This window comes from Lysinibacillus sp. NPDC097231 (assembly GCF_044761885.1).
Classification (GTDB): Bacteria; Bacillota; Bacilli; order Bacillales_A; family Planococcaceae; genus Lysinibacillus.
The window spans coordinates 22,085-42,251 of sequence record NZ_JBIWDH010000043.1 but is presented as its reverse complement, the minus strand read 5'-3'; the positions used below and the strand labels follow the sequence as shown (position 1 = coordinate 42,251).

Annotated in this window: 17 protein-coding genes; 11 read left to right on the top strand and 6 right to left on the bottom strand. The window is 37.7% G+C overall.

The features are described 5' to 3' along the window. Positions 1 to 343: 343 nt before the first annotated feature. Entirely contained in the window at positions 344 to 2,248 is a 1,905-nt protein-coding gene (locus ACIQXF_RS20325; RefSeq protein WP_402786766.1) for a heavy metal translocating P-type ATPase, read from the bottom strand. A 351-nt stretch (positions 2,249 to 2,599) separates the two neighbouring features. Beyond that, positions 2,600 to 4,135: a fumarate hydratase gene (locus ACIQXF_RS20320; protein WP_402786763.1), complete on the bottom strand. Its 1,536-nt coding sequence runs from the start codon at positions 4,133 to 4,135 to the stop codon at positions 2,600 to 2,602. Between the two features lie 1,001 nt (positions 4,136 to 5,136). On the opposite strand from ACIQXF_RS20320, the gene ACIQXF_RS20315 reads away from it, so the two are divergent. Beyond that, positions 5,137 to 5,934 (top strand): YwqG family protein, encoded by a 798-nt coding sequence (locus ACIQXF_RS20315; RefSeq protein ID WP_402786760.1) that lies wholly within the window; start codon positions 5,137 to 5,139, stop codon positions 5,932 to 5,934. A 61-nt stretch (positions 5,935 to 5,995) separates the two neighbouring features. Here ACIQXF_RS20315 and ACIQXF_RS20310 read toward each other — a convergent pair whose 3' ends face one another. Continuing rightward, the gene (locus ACIQXF_RS20310; protein WP_402786757.1) at positions 5,996 to 6,181 is read right to left on the bottom strand and encodes an SE1561 family protein; all 186 of its coding nucleotides are present in this window, start codon (positions 6,179 to 6,181) and stop codon (positions 5,996 to 5,998) included. A 369-nt stretch (positions 6,182 to 6,550) separates the two neighbouring features. On the opposite strand from ACIQXF_RS20310, the gene ACIQXF_RS20305 reads away from it, so the two are divergent. Beyond that, positions 6,551 to 7,732: an MFS transporter gene (locus ACIQXF_RS20305; RefSeq protein ID WP_402786754.1), complete on the top strand. Its 1,182-nt coding sequence runs from the start codon at positions 6,551 to 6,553 to the stop codon at positions 7,730 to 7,732. Positions 7,733 to 8,386: 654 nt separating this feature from the next. On the opposite strand, the gene rlmD is transcribed toward ACIQXF_RS20305, so the two are convergent. Together rlmD and ACIQXF_RS20295 are read right to left on the bottom strand one after the other, a co-directional pair. Next, the gene (gene rlmD / locus ACIQXF_RS20300; protein ID WP_402786751.1) at positions 8,387 to 9,766 is read right to left on the bottom strand and encodes a 23S rRNA (uracil(1939)-C(5))-methyltransferase RlmD; all 1,380 of its coding nucleotides are present in this window, start codon (positions 9,764 to 9,766) and stop codon (positions 8,387 to 8,389) included. Between the two features lie 43 nt (positions 9,767 to 9,809). Further along, the gene (locus ACIQXF_RS20295) at positions 9,810 to 10,628 is read right to left on the bottom strand and encodes a polysaccharide deacetylase family protein (protein WP_402786749.1); all 819 of its coding nucleotides are present in this window, start codon (positions 10,626 to 10,628) and stop codon (positions 9,810 to 9,812) included. 388 nt (positions 10,629 to 11,016) lie between these two features. Here ACIQXF_RS20295 and recX point away from each other — a divergent pair, with 388 nt between their 5' ends. Genes recX through ACIQXF_RS20280 form a run of 3 tightly spaced genes read left to right on the top strand, consistent with a single transcriptional unit; the run spans position 11,017 to position 12,417 of the window. Beyond that, on the top strand, positions 11,017 to 11,820 hold the full coding sequence (recX, locus tag ACIQXF_RS20290; RefSeq protein WP_402786768.1) for a recombination regulator RecX: 804 nt from the start codon (positions 11,017 to 11,019) through the stop codon (positions 11,818 to 11,820). After that, the gene (locus ACIQXF_RS20285) at positions 11,817 to 12,146 is read left to right on the top strand and encodes a YfhH family protein (RefSeq protein WP_402786746.1); all 330 of its coding nucleotides are present in this window, start codon (positions 11,817 to 11,819) and stop codon (positions 12,144 to 12,146) included. Before recX ends, ACIQXF_RS20285 begins: the two co-directional genes overlap by 4 nt. 1 nt (position 12,147) lies before the next feature. Beyond that, the gene (locus ACIQXF_RS20280; RefSeq protein ID WP_402786743.1) at positions 12,148 to 12,417 is read left to right on the top strand and encodes a YfhJ family protein; all 270 of its coding nucleotides are present in this window, start codon (positions 12,148 to 12,150) and stop codon (positions 12,415 to 12,417) included. A gap of 46 nt (positions 12,418 to 12,463) precedes the next feature. On the opposite strand, the gene ACIQXF_RS20275 is transcribed toward ACIQXF_RS20280, so the two are convergent. Continuing rightward, positions 12,464 to 13,450 (bottom strand): metal-dependent hydrolase, encoded by a 987-nt coding sequence (locus tag ACIQXF_RS20275; protein WP_402786740.1) that lies wholly within the window; start codon positions 13,448 to 13,450, stop codon positions 12,464 to 12,466. Between the two features lie 205 nt (positions 13,451 to 13,655). Between ACIQXF_RS20275 and mutY the strand changes: the two genes are divergently transcribed. The 6 genes from mutY to ACIQXF_RS20245 all read left to right on the top strand — a co-directional run bounded on the left by mutY (position 13,656) and on the right by ACIQXF_RS20245 (position 20,164). Beyond that, the gene (gene mutY / locus ACIQXF_RS20270) at positions 13,656 to 14,690 is read left to right on the top strand and encodes an A/G-specific adenine glycosylase (RefSeq protein WP_402786737.1); all 1,035 of its coding nucleotides are present in this window, start codon (positions 13,656 to 13,658) and stop codon (positions 14,688 to 14,690) included. 66 nt (positions 14,691 to 14,756) lie between these two features. Then, on the top strand, positions 14,757 to 14,942 hold the full coding sequence (locus ACIQXF_RS20265) for a gamma-type small acid-soluble spore protein (RefSeq protein WP_402786734.1): 186 nt from the start codon (positions 14,757 to 14,759) through the stop codon (positions 14,940 to 14,942). Positions 14,943 to 15,236: 294 nt separating this feature from the next. Beyond that, a complete protein-coding gene (gene ntdP, locus ACIQXF_RS20260) occupies positions 15,237 to 15,788 on the top strand; it encodes a nucleoside tri-diphosphate phosphatase (RefSeq protein WP_402786731.1) in 552 nt (183 codons plus the stop codon). 397 nt (positions 15,789 to 16,185) lie between these two features. Beyond that, entirely contained in the window at positions 16,186 to 17,910 is a 1,725-nt protein-coding gene (locus ACIQXF_RS20255) for an ABC transporter ATP-binding protein (RefSeq protein WP_402786728.1), read from the top strand. A 276-nt stretch (positions 17,911 to 18,186) separates the two neighbouring features. Continuing rightward, the gene (locus ACIQXF_RS20250; RefSeq protein ID WP_402786725.1) at positions 18,187 to 19,200 is read left to right on the top strand and encodes an ABC transporter ATP-binding protein; all 1,014 of its coding nucleotides are present in this window, start codon (positions 18,187 to 18,189) and stop codon (positions 19,198 to 19,200) included. Further along, a complete protein-coding gene (locus ACIQXF_RS20245; RefSeq protein ID WP_402786722.1) occupies positions 19,175 to 20,164 on the top strand; it encodes an ABC transporter ATP-binding protein in 990 nt (329 codons plus the stop codon). Before ACIQXF_RS20250 ends, ACIQXF_RS20245 begins: the two co-directional genes overlap by 26 nt. Positions 20,165 to 20,167: the final 3 nt, after the last annotated feature.

The following is a 20,167-nucleotide window of genomic DNA, read 5'->3' as shown; positions in this document are numbered from 1 at the left end:
GATACGGCATCGACTGCGGGTCTATTTGGCATGGAAATTCAAGGTGCCACAACGATATTCGCTGTCAATTTGAAACGGATATTAAAGCTACTAAACGAAAATGAATAAGGAATAGAGACAAAAATAAGGCACTTCCTGTTCAAAATCGAACAAGAAGTGCCTTATTTTTATCTGAGAAAGGTTCGCTTTTATGAAAACATAAGTTTTTCAGTGCCCTCCATCAGAGACGAGGCTGTTTTTTTATCCCGTATAAATAGACAGTAAGATTCCTATTTCAAGACGTATGTGGAGGTTCTAACTTGTGTAAGGGATAAGAAAATCCCCACTTTTTGAAAGTTTCACTTTAAACGTTTTTATTAAGCATACGTAAACCGTTTAAGATAACTAAAATGGTACTTCCCTCATGTCCGATCACCCCTAGAGGTAGATCGACAACTTGTAAAAAGTTTGAGGCGATCAATAAAGTAATAATCCCAATAGAGAAGAAGATGTTTTGTTTGACGATGCGTTGCATTTTACGTGATAAACGTACTGCATAGGCGATTTTAGATAAATCGTTTTTCATTAAAACGACATCTGCAGTTTCTAAAGCCACATCTGTTCCTTCACCCATAGCGATCCCGGTAGTTGCAGTTGCTAATGCGGGCGCGTCATTAATACCATCTCCGACCATCCCCACATATTTATGTTCGGAAAGAAGTCGTTTCATTTCTGTTACTTTTGTTTCAGGGAGACATTCAGCAACGTATTCAGTCACGCCTGCTTCCTTGGCAATTACCTTAGCGGTCTTCTCATTGTCGCCTGTTAGCATGACAACATCGATGCCAAGTTCTTTTAGTAATGCCACAGCTATCTTTGCTTCATCGCGAACGGTATCTTTAAGGGCTGTCAATGCGACAATACCGTCCTTATCACGAATGAAAATAACTGTTTTCCCTTCTGCTGTTAGCTTTGTTGCTGCACTATCTGCAAAACGCTCAGCTTCCTCTGTGCCTACAAAGTCTGGTTTCCCAACGTGATACTCTATATCATTTACATAACCTTTTATGCCCCAGCCCGGAATATCTTTAATTGCTGCTTGTGGAAACTTTGTAATACCCTCAGCCTTAGCGTAGGTTGTAATGGCTTGTGCAAGCGGATGATTCGATTGTGATTCAATACCAGCAAGGATTGCTAACGCTATTTCTTGTTCCGTTCCCTCGCGAACAATAAAGTCAGTAACGACTGGTCTTCCTTGTGTTAAAGTACCTGTTTTATCGACGGCTATTGCACGTAAAACACTTAGATGCTCTAAATGCAAGCCTCCTTTAAATAGCACACCATGTTTAGCACCATTTGAAATTGCTGCTAAAGTAGCTGGCATAATGGATGCAACGAGGGCACATGGTGATGCGACAACTAGTAGCACCATTGCACGGTAAAATGTTGTTGTCCAGTCCCAACCGAGTAAAAAGTGGGGTAAAAACATCATTAGAGCAACACCGAGTAAGACGAAATTCACATAAGTACCTTCAAATTTTTCAATGAACTGTTGAGACGGTGATTTTTCACTTTGAGCACCTTGAACAAGCTGAATAATTTTTTGGAACAATGTCTCAGAATTTGGCTTTGTCATTTCCATTGTAATAGCACCATTTAAGTTAACCGTACCTGCAAATAGTTCATCTCCTTCACGTTTTGCAACTGGAAGCGGCTCACCACTGATAGCTGATTCATCGATAGAAGATTGACCTTTAAAGATGACACCATCCGCTGGTACACGCTCACCGGGTTTTACAAGTAGATGATCTCCAATTTGTAATGTAGAGACAGAAACTTTCATAGGTTCAAAATTACCACGAACAAGCCAAGCCTCTTCAGGTTGTAAATTCATAAGTGCAGAAATTTCACGATGACTTTTATTCATTGCATATGTTTCGAGAGCGCCACTTACAGCAAAAATAAAAATAAGAATGGCACCCTCCGTCCAATAACCAATCGCTGCAGAGCCAATTGCAGCTAATACCATCAGTAGTTCCACATTTAATTTCTTGTCTTTGATGGTTTCTTCAATGCCTTCTTTTGCTTTAGCAAATCCACCAACACAAAATGCAACAATATATAAAAGAACAGAAGCTGTTGTTTGCCCGCTTGTATCTAACCGCCATGCAAGTAAAATGAACAAGCCTGCTAAAAGGGCAGCAATTAATTCAGCATGTTCTTTTATTTTCTCAATTAATGATAAACTTTCTCGATTAGAGTGTTCCATACTTAACCCTCCTTGATAATGAAAATCAATATCAAAACCCTTATAAATTAATATGTTTAAAGGTTTATAGATTGAAAATTACTTTCAATTAGCTCCTTCCTAATTTAGAATTATTATAACAAAGGTGTTTGAGAAAAGAAAGAGTGAAGTTTGAAGGAAATCTTTCTTTAGGAGTGATAAAAGCCGTTCTAGCCTGACATTGAGGGGATTACGAGGATTTTGAAAAAAATGTGAATATAAGAAAAGCACAGTTTATTCACTAGGAATATTCTGTGCTTTTCAAAATTGTGCAGTCAAATGCCTCGGCTTTGAAAGACTGCACAAATTATTTACTTTTAAATGTTACTTTTATTAGAATACTCTTTCCGCGTGAAGAGCAAGTTTTTCTAGTGATGATTTATCTACATCAGCATGTAAAGAGTTACCGTGAGAGTCCATTGTTACAACCGCTGTGAATTTCTCAACGTTTAAATGCCACATAGCTTCTGGAATACCGAATTCCATTAGATCCACGCCATCTACACCTTTAATGCAGTCTGCATAGTATTGTGCTGCACCACCAATTGCATTTAAGTAAACGCCGCCATGTTCACCAAGAGCTTTTAATGTTTTTGGTCCCATTCCGCCTTTACCGATTACAGCGCGGATACCGAATTTTTTCATGATATCACCTTGATATGGCTCCTCACGAATTGAAGTAGTTGGGCCAGCTGCTTTTACTGTCCAATTACCTTCTTCATCTTTTGCCATTACAGGACCACAGTGATAAATAATTTGTCCATTAAGATCAACTGGTGCATCGTGGCTCATTAAGTGATGGTGAATTGCGTCACGGCCAGTATACATACGACCAGTAATGGATACAACATCACCAACTTTTAAAGCACGAATTTGCTCTTCAGTAATTGGTGCAGTAAGTTCTACTACATCTGTAGTAGTATCTTCTGTTGTTGCTGCAACTTCTTCTTTAAATGTAATTTTTTCGCCTTCTTGGTAGTGCCAGTTAAGAATTTCACCAGTTTGAGGATCAATATCCACAGCCATACGACGGTATGCCCAGCAGTTATAAGCTACTGATACGTAGAATGATGCAGGGATACGGTGCATTACACCAATTTTACAACCAAGTAATGTTGCTTCACCACCGAAGCCCATTGTACCGATACCAAATGTATTTGAAGTTTTCACTACATACTCTTCTAATTTTGCAAGATCAGGATTTGGATTTGTATCTTCCACATGACGGAATAATTGTTCTTTCGCTAGGTCGTAACCAGAAGAGCGGTCGCCACCGATTCCTACACCGATGAAGCCAGCTGAACAGCCTTGACCTTGTGCTTGGTATACTGAGTGCAGGATACATTTACGAATACCATCTAAGTCACGACCAGCGCGGCCAAGACCTTCTAGTTCACATGGTAGGCTGTATTGAATGTTTTTGTTTTCACAGCCGCCACCTTTAAGAATTAATTTAATTGTAATGTAGTCCTTTTCCCATTGTTCGAATTTCATAACAGGTAGACCGTCACCAAGGTTATTACCGCTGTTTGCGCCAGTTAATGAATCCACTGCATTTGGACGTAATTTTGCATCTGCTGTTGTATCATTAATTGCCTTTTTGATGGCTTCTTTAATTTCTAATTGGTTTACACCCACAGGAGTATAGATTTTAAATGTTGGTAGACCAGTATCTTGGCAGATTGGTGAAACGTTATCTTCTGCCATAATAATATTATTTGAGATTGTGTCTAAGCTCATTGCAGCACGAGTACCAGCATTCTCAGCTTCTTTAGCTTTTTTAATTGCACGACGTACATCTTTAGGTAGGTTCGTAGATGTTTCAGTAATTAAATTGTAAAGACTTTTCTCCAAAGTTTGTATATTCATTTGGTATTGCCCCCCATAGAAAATTTTGATTATTTCCACGTAACATTATACTATTTTCGACAAATGAATAAAAGAGTTCAACTCATTGTACAGGAATTAAAGGTCTAGGAAATTAAAATGTAAAATTATACTATTAGTTTAAAGTGGATTGAATTTTTGAGTAACCCGATCAATTCTTATGCAAAGCGGATCGATTTTGGGTCAAAGCGGATCAATTCTTTTGCGAAGCAGATCGATTTTAGGTCAAGGCGGATCAATTCTTTTGAGAAGCGGATCGATTTTGGATAAAAGCGGATCAAATCTTTTGCGAAGCAGATCGATTTTGGGTCACGGCGGATCAATTCTTATGCGAAGCAGATCAATTTTAGGTCAAAGCGGATCAATTCTTATGCGAAGCAGATCAATTTTAGGTCAAGGCGGATCAATTCTTATGCGAAGCAGATCAATTTTAGGTCAAGGAGGATCAACTCTTTTACGGCGGATCAATTTGGGTCAAAGCGGATCAATTCTTTTGCGAAGCAGATCGATTTTGGGTCAAGGCGGATCAATTCTTTTGAGAAGCGGATCGATTTTGGATAAAAGCGGATCAAATCTTTTGCGAAGCAGATCGATTTTGGGTCACGGCGGATCAATTCTTATGCGAAGCAGATCAATTTTAGGTCAAAGCGGATCAATTCTTATGCGAAGCAGATCAATTTTAGGTCAAGGCGGATCAACTCTTATGCGAAGCAGATCAATTTTAGGTCAAAGCAGATCACTTCTTTTGCGAAGCAGATCGATTTTGGGTCACGGCCGATCAATTCTTTTGCGAAACGGATCGATTTTGGGGTTAACCCAATCAATTCTCCCTGGAAGGCAATTGATTTTGCACTTACTCGATTATATCTATTGGTGAAAGGAGGTTTCTGCCTTCTTAGAAACTGTAGTTTATATAAATAAGTATTGATCGAAGGGAACATTTGTTCTAAAATGGAATTAAATCAACTTTAGGAGGTAAGTGAATGTCTGATAAAAAGTTACTTAAGTTACCTGAAGCATTTGAACAATATAGAGAAATAATAGAAGAAACGTTACAGCCTTCCATATTGATTGAAACGGAAGAGAGAAAAACATCTTTATTTGAAAGTAAATTTGCAGGCGATCCCTATTTTCCATTATCGATGGAATACCCGAAAAGTCCAGAGGGGCAACCATTAAAATTACTTGCACAAATCAATTTTGCAGATGTACCTAAGCATTTACCAAATTTCCCTGAGGAGGGGATCCTACAGTTTTATATTGATGGCTATGACGATGTGCTTGGGATGGACTTTGATAATGGTCAAAATCAGGAGGGCTTTCGCGTTATTTTCCACGAACATATTATCAGTGATCAGTCACAGTTAGTACAAGACTTCTCATTTGTTGAAGCGAAAGAAGAATTATACTTTCCAGTGGAAAAAGAAATGGCATTGTCCTTTGAAGCGGGCAAAGAACCATTATCAGCAAATGATTTTAGAAGTGAAAAAAACTATGCAAAGATACTTGCTGATATAGAAGACAATGATAATTTAGTAGATTCATTTTATGAGACATTAAATAGTACAGGACATAAATTCGGAGGATATCCATTTTTTACCCAGGAAGATCCAAGAGCATATGGCGATTATACAGATTCAACAATTTTATTGCTTCAAATTGACAGTGTAGGCGAACATATTTTGTGGGGAGATGTTGGGGTAGGCAACTTCTTCATCACAGAGGATGAGCTGAAGCGTAAGGATTTTAGTAAAGTGCTTTATAATTGGGATTGCTATTAATTAATGGCAATGGAAAAAATAAAAAGCAAGTGGGATAGAGCCTTCCACTTGCTTTCATCAGTTATTGTTCACGAGCATTAAATTGCTCCATTTTGTCTTCTAGATCATCCATCATTTGAATTAAACGATCTATATCCTCTATTTTAGTTGTTTCAGGATCAATAGCATCTAAAACTTCTAAAAACATTTCAAGACGTTCTTTTAAGTAACTCACTTGCTGTTTTTTATCAGTGATTGGCTTTGACATACGTACACCTCATTTCATCCCCTCCATCGTAGCTGATTTAGGACTAAATTTCAATGCTTAGGTAAACACCTAGGACTTAGCGATTATTTTGCAAAAAACAATAGACAGAATATTTACAATATTGAGCAAGTGTGTTAAATTTGTATTAAGAAATAGTAAAGGAGCTGATTTAAAAAGAACTGAAAACTCTAACTCGAAAAGGAGGGAGTTTAAACAAGTACTCGGCCAAATTAAAAGCCGAAATTCGTGTTTATACAATTGAATGAATATAAGTATTAGTTAAGCCTTAGCGTAAAATCACATGTGGTGAGCGCTAAGGCTTTTTGGTATGCTGTTATTTGGAAGAATGACTTGATGTTGGAGGAAAAGATGACGTACTTCTCAGATTACAGCAAAAAAAGATTTGCCATTCTCGTGTTAATTGTATCTATATCAGGCTTTTCGCAAGGAATGCTATTACCACTGATTTCAATTATTTTCGAACGTGATGGTGTATCCTCCGCGTTGAATGGATTGAATGCAACAGGTTTATACATAGGGACTTTATTAATCTCCCCGTTTATTGAGCAGCCTTTACGAAAATGGGGCTATAAACCAATTATTTTAATTGGTGGTGCACTTGTCTTTGCTTCATTACTTGCATTTCCTTTATGGAAAAGTGTGACTTTTTGGTTTATCCTCCGTTTACTGATTGGGGTAGGAGATCATGCATTGCACTATGCGACACAGACGTGGATTACAAGCACTACGGATCATAAAAGCTTAGGAAAAGGTATGGCGATTTACGGTTTGTCCTTTAGTACAGGCTTTGCTGTTGGACCATTAATGGTGAAACTTATACAAGTTGCAGAAGCATTACCATTTATTGTGTCCTCGATTATGTGCCTATTGGCATGGACCTTTGTGTTCTTTTTACAAAATGAAAAACCAGAGCGTCTAACAGGAGATCTAAATGCAAGGGGCTGGCATCGTTATAAAATGGCCATTGTATTTGGATGGATCGCATTTTTAGGGCCATTTGTTTATGGTTTTTTAGAATCTTCATTAAATGCATTGTTCCCAGTTTATGCGATGCGTAAAGATTTCGATGTTAATATCATTCCGATTATTTTATCTGTCTTTACATTTGGTGGGATTATAACACAAGTACCACTTGGAGCAATAGGGGATAAAGTCGGACGACGGAATGTCTTGATGGTGGGCTCATTTGGTGGGGCTATTATTTTTGGGATTGCCAGTTTCGTAGAGCATTCACAAATGGCAGTTGCTGTAGCATTTTTCTTTACGGGTACATTAGTCGGTTCGATGTTTTCATTGGGCATTACCTATATGGCTGATTTAACACCTAAGGAGCTGCTACCAACAGGAAATTTGCTTTGCGGTATGGCCCTAAGTATCGGTAGCTTAACAGGACCATTTTTAGGTGGCGTATATTTAGAATATGTAAAAAATTATAGCTTTCTTTTATTAGTGGCATTGCTGTTGTTAGCGGTAGCAGTTGTTTTACTGTTATTCGGTGGAAATAAGAATAAGCGGCCAATGATAACGTAAAGTCACAGTTTTTCAAAGGGAGAACACTCAGGTAAACAGAAGAAACTGCTCAGGTAGGTCTCAATACTGCTCGGGTAAATAGAAGAACTGCTCAGGTAGGTCTCAATATTGCTCGGGTAAGTAAGAAAAACTGCTCAGGAAGGTTTCATTATAGCTCAGGTAAGTAGAAGAACTGCTCAGGTAGATCTCAATATCGCTCGGGTAAGTAGAAAAACTGCTCAGGAAGGTCCCGTTATTGCTCGGGTAAGTAGAAGAACTGCTCAGGAAGGTCTCATTATTGCTCGGGTAAGGAGAAAAATCGCTCAGTAGGTCTCATCACTTCTCAGATTTTCTTAAAAACTTTCGCACAATTTTTGGAAAAATAAAAGAGCGGGGCTCATCTTCCCGCTCATAAAACAAAAAACGCCCAGCAAATCCGTGCTGTTATGGCGTTCTTTGCGTGACAAGGATGTTCCGTCCAAGTCACGTAGGTTTGGCACCTAGAATGATATTATACAGACAAGCGATCATAAAATCAAATAATATTAGTAAACAGGTAACATTTGGACTTTGAATTTGTTGGAATTAATTTATCCCGACGAATCAGTTAAAACTTTATTGTTTTTGATTTTAAAAGGCGTCTTCAATTATGAGGACGCCCTTTAAAATTATTCATTATTTATTCTTCAATACAAGCTTTGCCACACATTCCACTTGAGCTGTCTGTGCAAACATATCGACAGGTTGAATATACTCGACATTATATAGCTTCGATAGCTCCTGTAAATCCTTCGCCAAAGTTGATGGATTACAAGAGGTATAAACAAATCGCTTTGGTTTTAGCTTCAGCACAGTATGAATAAATTCTGGTGCTAGACCTGTGCGAGGTGGATCTACTGTAATAACATCAGGTGTAAATCCTTCCTTACGCCATTTTGCTAAGACACTTTCCGCTGTACCGACTGCATACTTAGTATGCTTGAAGCCATGGTTTCTTGCATTTTTACGTGCGTCCTGAATACTTTCTGGAATAACATCCATTCCACGGACTTCTTTAGCTTTGTCAGCCAGCCATAAACCGATTGTCCCAACACCGCAGTAAGCATCGACTACTGTTTCTTTACCTGTTAATGCTGCGGCTTTTTTGATTTCATCATATAGATGTACAGTTTGTGTTGGATTCAATTGGAAGAACGCGCGAGCAGATAAATCAAAGGCTAATTCACCTAGTTCCTCGTGGATTGTTTCCTTGCCATCAAGAACAATCGTGTCCTCTCCGAAGATCAGCGATGTTTTTTCACGATTAATATTTTGCGCAATTGATACAATGCTCGGGTCGATTTTTTTAATACGCTCAATGAGCTCCGCTAAATGTGGAATTTCTTTACGTGTTGTGACCAGCACAACTTGTGTTTCACCAGTGCGAATTCCTGTGCGTACAACAATCGTACGCACTAAGCCATCTAGCGAACGACCATCGTAAATTGTAATATTCAATTTTTGTAAAATCTTACGAGTTGCCACTGTAATTTTTGATGTAATGGGATGTTGGACAAGGCAATCATTGATGTTCAGCAGCTTGTTGCTACCTTCAGCAAATAGCCCTGCATAGACACGTTTACCCTCTTTTCGTACTTGAAACTGACTTTTGTTACGATAATGCCATGGATTGTCCATGCCAAGTGTTTTACGAACTTCAACTGTATTAGCTAAAGGCTTAGCGTAACGTTCTAATGCTTGAATAACGATATCACGCTTCTCAATTAGTTGTTTTTCATAAGTCATATGTTGAAGCTGACAGCCACCACATTCATCGTAAATTGGACAAGGTGCTTCCTGACGATATGTTGAAGCTTTGCGGATATTTAATATTTCTGCTTCAGCAAAGTTTCGCTGAGTTTTAGTTACTTGTGCTGTAATTTCTTCACCGGGAATAGCGCCCTTTACGAATACGACATTGCGCTTATAAAAGCCTACTCCTTCACCATTAATACCAAGTCTTTTTATTGTTAGAGGAAATTTTTGTCCAACTTCCATTGTTGTTTGCTGTGTCAAGCGTTCCACGTCCCTGCTCTTTAATGTCATCTCCCCATTATAACTAAGGAGTGGACGATTGCAAAGCAAGTGGGAAATCTTCATATTCTAAGACTAGGTCATCGAGAGATAAAAATGTATAGCCTTGCTTTTTGGCTTCTGCAATAAACATAGGAAGAGCTTCGGCATTATCCTGCGCAACAGTATGCATCAATATGACGGCACCGGGGTGTAGCTGTTCCATTAGTGCATTATACGCATAATCTGCACCGCGACGTTGATCTCTTACCCAATCCTTGAAGGCAACAGACCAAAAAATATGACGATAACCTTCCACATTACCAACCTCTAATAATTTTGCATTAAATGTTCCTTCAGGTGGGCGAGCATATGTTGTACGTTTTATACCTGTTAGTTCACGTAATTTATCATCAAGCTTTTTCCATTCGGTACGCATACCATCTGGCGTTAGTCTCGCCATATTTGGGTGACCATATGAATGGTTGCCAATCGAATGGCCATCTTTAACCATACGTTTCACTAAATCGGGAGCACTTTCTAAATAATGACCAGTTAAAAAGAATGTAGCTGGTGCATTTTCCTTCTTCAATGTATCCAAAATACTTGCTGTAAAGCCATTCTCATATCCATTATCAAAGGTTAAATAGGCAACTTTTTTGTCAGGCTTACCCTTATAAATAGCGCCATATTTTTCAAGTAGCTGATCAAGCTGTGCCCCAGCTTCTGCTTGTTCACCGTTTTTTGCACGTTTAAAGCCCCAGTTATGTTCATCAGAACCAGAGGCAAAAAACGGATTAAAGCTAATTGCTGCGGCAATAATAAAAGTAGCAATCACCGCTCCTACTATATGCTGTTTCCACATAAAAACGCATCCTTTCTTTTTCATTAGAATGTGTATTTTTTAAAAAAATATCCTACTTGATTTCATTCAATAAGTGTTCTTATAAATGAGGGAATATAAATGAATGATGTTTTTCTAAAACAGTAGGTTGTACATGTTGAAATACTAATACAAGCATGCTTAGTTCCATTAAAAAGGCGAATACCCGCGCGAAACGTGAAATACCCACGGAAGAGAGGCGAATACCCGCGCGAAACGTGAAAATACCCGCGGAAGAGAAGCGAATACCCGCGCGAAACATGAAAATACCCGCGGAAGAGAAGCAAATACCCGCGAACATGGGAATATCCACTGGAAAAAAGCAATACCCTCAAAAGATGTTATAATGGAAAGTAGTGAGGTGTTTGCCATGCGTATTATTACAAAAATTGCGCGTCAAAAAAACAATCCAGAACGATATAATATATACTTGAACGAGGAATATGCCTTTCCGGTTGATGAAGCAATTCTTATTCAATTTGGATTAACCAAAGGAAAAGTGCTTGAAGAATTTGATATTCAAGAAATTGCCTATGAGGATGAGATTCGGAAGGCTTTTAATAAAGCGTTAAATTTTTTGTCTTATCAAATGCGTAGTGAACATGAAGTAAAGAAAAAACTACTGGCATTAGAATTTGGAGAAGCAGTTATACTAGAGGCCATCCAAAAACTGAAATCATATGGCTTTTTAAATGATGAAACTTACTCTAAGGCTTTACTCGATACGAAAAAAGCTACGATGAAAAAAGGACCCAAAGCGATTAGACAAGACCTTATGAAAAAAGGGATTGATAAAAGCTTACAGGATGAGGTACTTGCAACTTATAGTCATGAGGAACAGGTGAAACTTGCGATACAGCTGGCTGAAAAGGTTGTTCGAACAGAAAAAAAGAAAACACCAACACAAATCAAAGCTAAAATTCAGGATTTTCTTATGCGAAAAGGTTATTCTTTTACTATTGTAGATGAGGTGCTAAGTCAAATAGAGATGGAGCAAGATGAAGATGAGTGGCATCATCTTCTTAAAGCACAAGGCGAAAAAGTTTGGAAAAAGTACTCGTCGAAGTATACTGGTTATGAAATGAAAATGAAAATAAAGCAGGCGCTCTATCAAAAGGGTTTTCCTATAGAGATAATAGATCGTTTTATAGAAGAGAAGGAGAATGAGGAATGAACGAAAAAAATTATGCTGTTATGTCAGAGCATGAATTACGTGAAGAAATAGCCATGCTAAAGGAAAAAGCACGTAAGGCGGAACAGCTAGGAATCCTTAATGAGTTTGCTGTGTACGAGCGTAAGGCTTTAATGGCAGCTGCCTATTTAGTAGATTTGGATACAATAACTCCTGGAGAAATGTATCGTATTGACGGCTCTGAAAATGAATTTTTCCAAGTGGATTATTTAAAAGGACGTTTTGCATGGGGACATCGCTTAGGGGGCGAAAAATATCAAGAAGCCCTACCTGTTTCGATACTTTCTCCTTTAAAGGTGGCCAAATAAAATGGAAGAAAAAATTGAAAAACTAACAGCTGAGTTACTTGCAAAAAACCCTCAAATGTCAGTAGGGCGTGCGCGTGTATGGGTTGAGCTTTTATGGAGTGATATTGAATCAACTTCTGCAAAAGCCGGTTATGACTACCGCGGGGCTGATTACACAGAAAATTTGGTGCGCCAATTAATCACAAGCTATGGTGATAAACTGCATACATTTGCGGGGCGCAATCCTAAATATGCACATTTACTTGATGCTAGTGATGATATGTTGCAATAGTAAAGCCCTGACCAACATTGGTCAGGGTTTCATTCTTAATGGATTTTTAATTACTTGCTCCAATTTGTAATTTCCTTTGAAGTTTATCTTCTGTAAAAATCCATCCAGTATATGAGGTAATAATTTCATTGTCATCGTTTAAATGAGCGACAGCGACGAAAGGATAGCGATTATCACTGCGATAACGAAGATCAATTAATCTCAATTCAGTTAAGTCATTTTCTAGCTCTGAAATTTCCCAACGATACAATGGCGAGAATGATACGAATGCTGCGAGATTGGGATCTTTCATTGCTGTTTCAACAAGAAGTGTTTTTGGTAAAGGTTTTATTTCAAATTTATCGTAAATATTAACCGTGCGCCCATAAGCACGGCCAACGTAATAATGTGTTTTTGATTTTGCTGCAATTCGCCAATGAAAGAATCGCATTGTAGGTGCTACAATTACATATTCTTCATCCTGAATGGTATGGTGTACAGCATTTTTTACTGCCTTTTGGACAGCGAAACGTAAAATATAGTAAACGATAATAATGAGATACATGCTGCTAAATATCCAAATTGGATTTGCACCAAAAGCCCATAGTAAGATGCCAAGACAATGTAGTGAAAAAATAATAGGATCAAATGTATTAATGACACCAAGTGCCACCCATTTTCTAGAGAAAGGTCGCAATGCTTGTGTACCATAAGCATTGAAAATATCTACAAAGACGTGAAGTGCTACTGCTAAAAATGTCCAAAGCCATAAATGAAACACATTTGCGTCTTGAATAATAAATGCTAGAACTGCTGTAATTAAGATGGGCCAAATAGCTACAGCTGGTAGTGAGTGTGTAATTCCTCGATGATGTCGAATATAAACTGCGTTATTGCGCAGTTTTAAAACTGTATCAACATCAGGTGCCTGTGAGCCAATAATTGTACCTGCCATTACTGCGGCAAAGGTCATTGAATGATCTGCGACCACAGGATCGGCTAAAGCAAGACCTCCGAGGGCTATACCCATAACGAAATGTGTGCCTGAATCCAAAAATATCCACTCCTAGTATGCATTCAAATAGAGTACAATTTGCATACAGTATATTTCAAAAATACGTAATACTGATATTTACTTAAATAAGACATTTGTGCTGAATTCTACAATACGCGTTTTTTGTCGTTTCACACAGATGATCTTTTCTTAATTGTATACCCTTTTTACCATAAATTAAATCGTAAAGACGTTGGAGGTCACTGTGAATTATCCATATGTAACAGAATTTCGACAATCTTTAGTCGAATGGTTTAATGTTGAGAAACGTGATTTACCTTGGAGACATACGAAGGACCCTTATAAAATTTGGGTATCGGAAGTGATGCTACAACAAACACGTGTCGATACAGTTATTCCTTATTACAATCGTTTTATGGAAAGTTTCCCAACATTGGAATTACTTGCGGAAGCACCACAAGAATATTTATTGAAGCATTGGGAAGGTCTCGGCTATTATTCCCGTGCTCGTAACCTACAAGCCGGAGTTCGCGAGGTATTAGAAAACTACGGTGGGATAGTCCCTGATAATCGTCATGAAATTTCAAAATTAAAAGGTGTAGGCCCATATACTGCTGGAGCTATTTTAAGTATTGCCTATAATAAACCCGAACATGCAGTTGATGGCAATGTTATGCGTGTTTTAAGTCGTGTGCTCCATATTCATGATGATATAGCAGTGCCAAAGACAAAAAAGGTTTTTGAAGCTGCAGTTGAAGAACTTATAGATTCTGCAAATGCATCGTCATTCAATCAAGGTTTAATGGAGCTTGGTGCACTTATTTGTACACCTACTTCACCTAAGTGCTTATTGTGTCCAGTTCGGGAATATTGTATTGCATTTAATGAAGGTGAGCCAGAAAAACTACCTAACAAAACTAAAAAAGTAAAGATGAAGCATATCACATATGATGTCCTTGTATGTGAAGATGACGAAGGTCGTATTCTAATGGAACAACGTCCAGCAGAAGGACTGCTAGCTAATCTATGGCAGTTTCCGATGATTGAGCATGATGCAGATTCTAGAGAAAATTTTATCAACGACTATGCTCCATTAGTTCAATCACAACAGGACTTGCTAACCTTTAAACATGTTTTTTCACATTTAACATGGCATATAAATAGCTATTTTATGAAATGTAATTCTACAGAAAAGGGCGAATGGCTGACTCGCGAACAGATAGAACTATTACCGATGCCAGTACCAATGCTAAAAATTTGGCAAGCCATAAAAAATTAAAATAAAAAATTTATGAGCATAAAAGCATTCACCTCGGTACACAATAATTAGCGTGGAGGTGAATGAATGATGAAAAAGCAAAATAACCAACAACCGAATTTCCAACCGAATAAAAACATGCAACGTCAAAGTGAAGAATTTGGTTATGAAACAGACGTAAACGAAGTGCAAAAGCAAAATGCTAAAGCAGAGCAAAAGAAAGCTCAAGCTTCGGGTAATTTCAACCAAACTAACCAAGACCTTGGTGAATAACACTTTGTAATTGCATAATTGCATTTACCTCTTAGAGCTGTCTACAATCGAAAAGATTAAAAAGGCAGCTCTTTTATCAATTATGTTTAGCAAGGACAGAAGATCAATAATCAAATTAGGTCCAAATTTAGTTATGGTTTTGATAAATTCACTTTAATTACGAAATTTTGTACATATTCAAAAGGACGCAAGGAAATTTGTGGTTTTCTAACTACACCTTTCGCGTACACATTGCTATAATATACTAGAGACTGCTAGATTTAGGTAGCATAGACGAAAAGGTGGGCTTCAAAGATGGCAATACCGGTAGAAGGAGAAACGATACAAATACATAGTTATAAGCACAATGGCCGTATCCACCGTGTTTGGCAAGAAACAACAATTTTAAAAGGAACGAAAAATATCATTATCGGTGCGAATGAGCGGACACTTGTGACAGAATCCGATGGTCGAACGTGGCTAACGAGAGAGCCTTCTATTTGTTATTTCCATGCGGAGCACTGGTTTAACATCATTTGCATGCTACGTGAGGACGGTGTGTATTATTATTGTAATCTAAGCTCACCATTTGTTTTCGATAATAATGCCATTAAATATATTGACTATGATTTAGACATTAAAGTTTTCCCTGATATGTCTTATTCACTCTTAGATGAGGATGAATATGAGCTGCATCGTAAGGAAATGTCTTATCCAGATGTCATAGATAAAATTTTAAAGCGCAATGTCGATAAATTAATTAGCTGGATTCAACAAAAAAGGGGACCCTTTGCACCTGATTTCATCGATGCCTGGACAAATCGTTATAAGTTTCAGCTCGATATGCAAGCAGATGATTGTTCATAGAGGCTGGGACAGAACTCGATTATTTTAAAAAATAGCGAAAATAGATAATAACTTTTTCGCTTCAATGAGTAGAGTGTTCCTTCCTAAATCAAAAAAATGTTAGGTCGAAATAAAATCGGTCTAACATTTTTCTTTTTGTCCCAGCCTCTTTTATGTCTTAAATAAGCAGTTATAAAATAGTTAGTGATAAAGCTGAATTAACTGTACTTCAAGCGAAATATTGCTATAATACGTTAGGGCATTCAGTTGTGGATGTCTGTTTCTTTTTATGTTGCGAAGTGAATATGAGGTGTTTCATGTTGGATGAGATGAAATACACCTTTCATTTGCGTAATTTACACAAAAGTAAGGCTTTTTAAAAGGATGTGATCATAAATTGGGTAGTATAAAACGTTATATGAGATTTGTAAAACCATATACATGGGAAATTATTTTAACGATTTTAATTGGTATAGTGAAATTTGCGATTCCGTTATTTATCCCATTGCTCATTAAAATTGTATTAGATGATATTATCGGTGCAGATCATCTGACGGATGCAGAAAAGACAAAAGAACTGTTTTATTGGTTAGGTGGTACGATCATTGTATTCTTTATCATTCGACCACCGATTGAGTATTACCGCCAATATTTTGCTCAACATGTCAGTAATAAGGTGCTTTTTGATATTCGGAAACAAATATATGCGCATTTGCAGCGACTAAGTTTAAGATACTATGCAAATACAAGAGCTGGCGATGTTATATCAAGAGTGGTTAATGATGTGGAACAAACAAAAAACTTTATCATGACAGGCTTGATGAATGTTTGGCTCGACCTAGCGACAATTGTCATTGCAATCGGTATTATGCTTGCGATGGATGTTAAGCTTACACTCGTAGCATTAGTTGCCCTCCCATTCTATGCATTTAGTGTGAAGTACTTTTTTGGTAAACTTCGGGATTTAACACGTAAACGATCGCAAGCACTTGCAGGTGTGCAAAGTTATTTGCATGAACGTGTAGCTGGAATGAGTATTATAAAAAGCTTTACGCTAGAAAAGCATGAACAAAAATTATTTGATGAAGCAAATGGTGAGTTTTTAGAGAAGGCACTAGATCATACGAAATGGAATGCGAAATCTTTTGCAGTGGTGAATACAATTACTGATGTAGCACCCCTCCTAGTAATTGCTTATGCGGGTTATCAGGTTATTAATAGTCCTCTTTCAGTCGGGACGATGGTTGCCTTTATTGCCTATATCGAACGACTTTATGGTCCACTCCGTCGTCTTGTAAGTTCATCAACGATGTTAACACAGTCAATTGCATCAATGGATCGAATGTTTGAATTAATAGACGAGCCTTATGAAGTAAAAAACAAGGCTAATGCGTTAGAGCTACCTCGGGTAAAGGGTGAAGTCCGCTTTGACAATGTGAACTTTCAATATGAAGCAGAGGGCTCGCAGATTTTAAACAATATCAATTTCACTATTAGTCCTGGAGAGACAGTTGCATTTGTAGGAATGAGTGGTGGAGGTAAATCAACCATTATTAGTTTAATTCCTCGATTTTATGACACAACAGGTGGGATAGTGTATATTGATGGACATGATGTTCGAGACGTGACATTACATTCCTTGCGTTCTCAAATTGGAATCGTCTTACAGGATAATATTTTATTTAGTGATTCAGTAAAAGAAAATATTTTAATGGGCAAGCCAGATGCTACCGACGAAGAGGTAATTGCTGCCGCCAAGGCTGCAAATGCACATGATTTTATCATGAGCTTACCAAATGGTTATGACACAAAGGTCGGTGAACGTGGTGTGAAGTTATCGGGTGGTCAGAAGCAGCGTGTAGCTATCGCTCGTGTATTTTTAAAAAATCCACCTATCTTAATACTAGATGAAGCAACCTCTGCATTAGATTTAGAAAGTGAGGCACTTATTCAAGAATCATTAGATGTACTTGCGCATGAACGTACAACAATTATTATTGCTCACCGACTTTCTACAATTACACATGCTGATAAAATTTTAGTTATAGATCATGGTCAATTAATTGAAAGTGGTACGCATGAGCAGTTAATGGATAGACAAGGAACTTATTATAATTTATTCCAAGTCCAACATTTAGATTGAAAAGTAGTACTAAATAAAACATTAGCCTTCCATTCAAGTACGAGTGGGAGGCTATTTTTTTATGATTTTTGTAAAATACTATCATTTAATAACATAAAATTATTACAAAATCGAATCATGTAGAAAATTACCGTTAATTGCAGAATAATAATGATTGAAAGAGAGATATTTTTTAGTTAGAATTATCTGAAAATAGGGAATTTAGTGATAGTTAGTGTATTATATTTAAAGAATTATGTAATTAAGTAAAATATTAGATAGGGTGGGCGATTGAGCATGAGGAAAAAGCTGCTAGAAATAAAAGGTTTAAAAACAACCTTTTTTACAGACGATGGACAAATTCCTGCCGTAGATGATATCGATTTTTCTGTGCATGAAGGAGAAATATTGGGGATTGTTGGGGAATCGGGAAGCGGTAAAAGTGTCACATCACTATCCATTATGGGGTTAATACCATCACCACCTGGAAAAATAACGGGTGGAGAGATACTATTAGATGGCAAAAACCTGGCAACATTATCTGATAAACAAATGCAGAAAATTCGTGGAAAAGATGTGGCGATGATTTTCCAAGAGCCCATGACTTCCTTAAATCCTTTATTTACAATTGGGAATCAGCTAAAAGAAGCTATTTTAATTCATAATCCTAAATGGTCGAAAAAAGAAGCTGTTGCAAGAGCAGTTGAAATTATGAAGCTTGTAGGCTTACCGCGTGCTGAGGAATTATTAAAAGATTACCCTCATCAGTTATCGGGTGGAATGCGTCAGAGGGTCATGATTGCAATGGCACTTGTCTGTGATCCGAAGGTATTGATTGCTGATGAGCCAACAACTGCACTGGATGTTACGATTCAAGCGCAAATTTTACAGCTTATGAAAGATTTAAATAAACGTTTGAATACAGCTGTTTTATTAATTACACATGATTTAGGCGTTGTAGCAGAAACTTGCGAGCGTGTTATTGTGATGTATGCTGGTCAGATTGTTGAAGAAGCACCCATACAGGAAATATTCACTAATCCGAAACATCCATATACACAGGGACTCATTAAATCTGTACCTGATATGCGTTATAAAAAGGACAATCTGTACTCTATACCAGGTAGCGTACCTAAGCCAGGAAGTATTCAGGAAGGTTGTCGTTTCGCAGCACGCTGTGAATTTGCGATGGAACGTTGTTTACAAGAAACACCACCTTTATTTGAGGCAGCAGAGCAGCATAAATCGAGATGTTTTTTACTAGAGAAACAGGAGGTGGAGCATCATGTCGAAAGTGTTGTTGAAAGTTGATGGTTTAAAAAAATATTTCCCCATTCGTAAGGGCGTCCTTAATACTCAGGTTGGTAATGTAAAGGCAGTGGATGATGTTTCCTTTGAAGTATTTGAAGGGGAAACGTTAGGTATTGTAGGTGAGTCAGGGTGTGGCAAATCTACGACGGGCAGACTTTTAATGCGATTGCTTGAACCAACAGACGGAAACATAGAATTTGCAGGTAAAATGATTTCAGAATTATCCAATAATGAAATGCGTAAAGCCCGCAGAGATATTCAAATGATTTTCCAAGATCCGTACGCATCGTTGAATCCGAGACATAATATTGGAAAAATATTAGAGGAGCCTCTGATTGTTCATGGAATGGGTAATGCCAAGGAACGCAAACAGAAGGTATTGGAGCTTCTCGAGATTGTTGGATTAAATGAGTATCATATAAAGCGTTATCCTCACCAATTTAGTGGTGGTCAAAGACAGCGGATTGGTATTGCTCGTGCACTTATGACAAACCCACGACTAATTATTGCGGATGAGCCTGTTTCTGCACTCGATGTGTCCATACAGGCACAAGTATTGAATTTATTGCAAAGCTTACAAAAGGAATTAAAGCTAACTTATATTTTTATCTCCCATGATTTAGGGGTTGTGCGCCATATAAGTAATCGTGTAGGTGTGATGTATTTAGGGAAGTTAGTAGAGCTAACAGCAAGTGAAGATTTATATGCTGAGCCACTTCACCCATATACACAGGCACTGCTTTCTTCAGTTCCTGTGCCAGATCCTACATTTGAGCGTGAACAGCTCATTATTTCTGGAGATATTCCAAGTGCTTCGAATCCACCAAGTGGGTGTACTTTCCATACGAGATGTCCTTTTAAAAAGGAAGAATGTTCTCAAGTCGTTCCAAAAATGCAAGAAGTGAAACCGGGTCATTATGTTGCTTGCCATCTCTATGAGGCAATCCAACATTCAATGATATAAAAA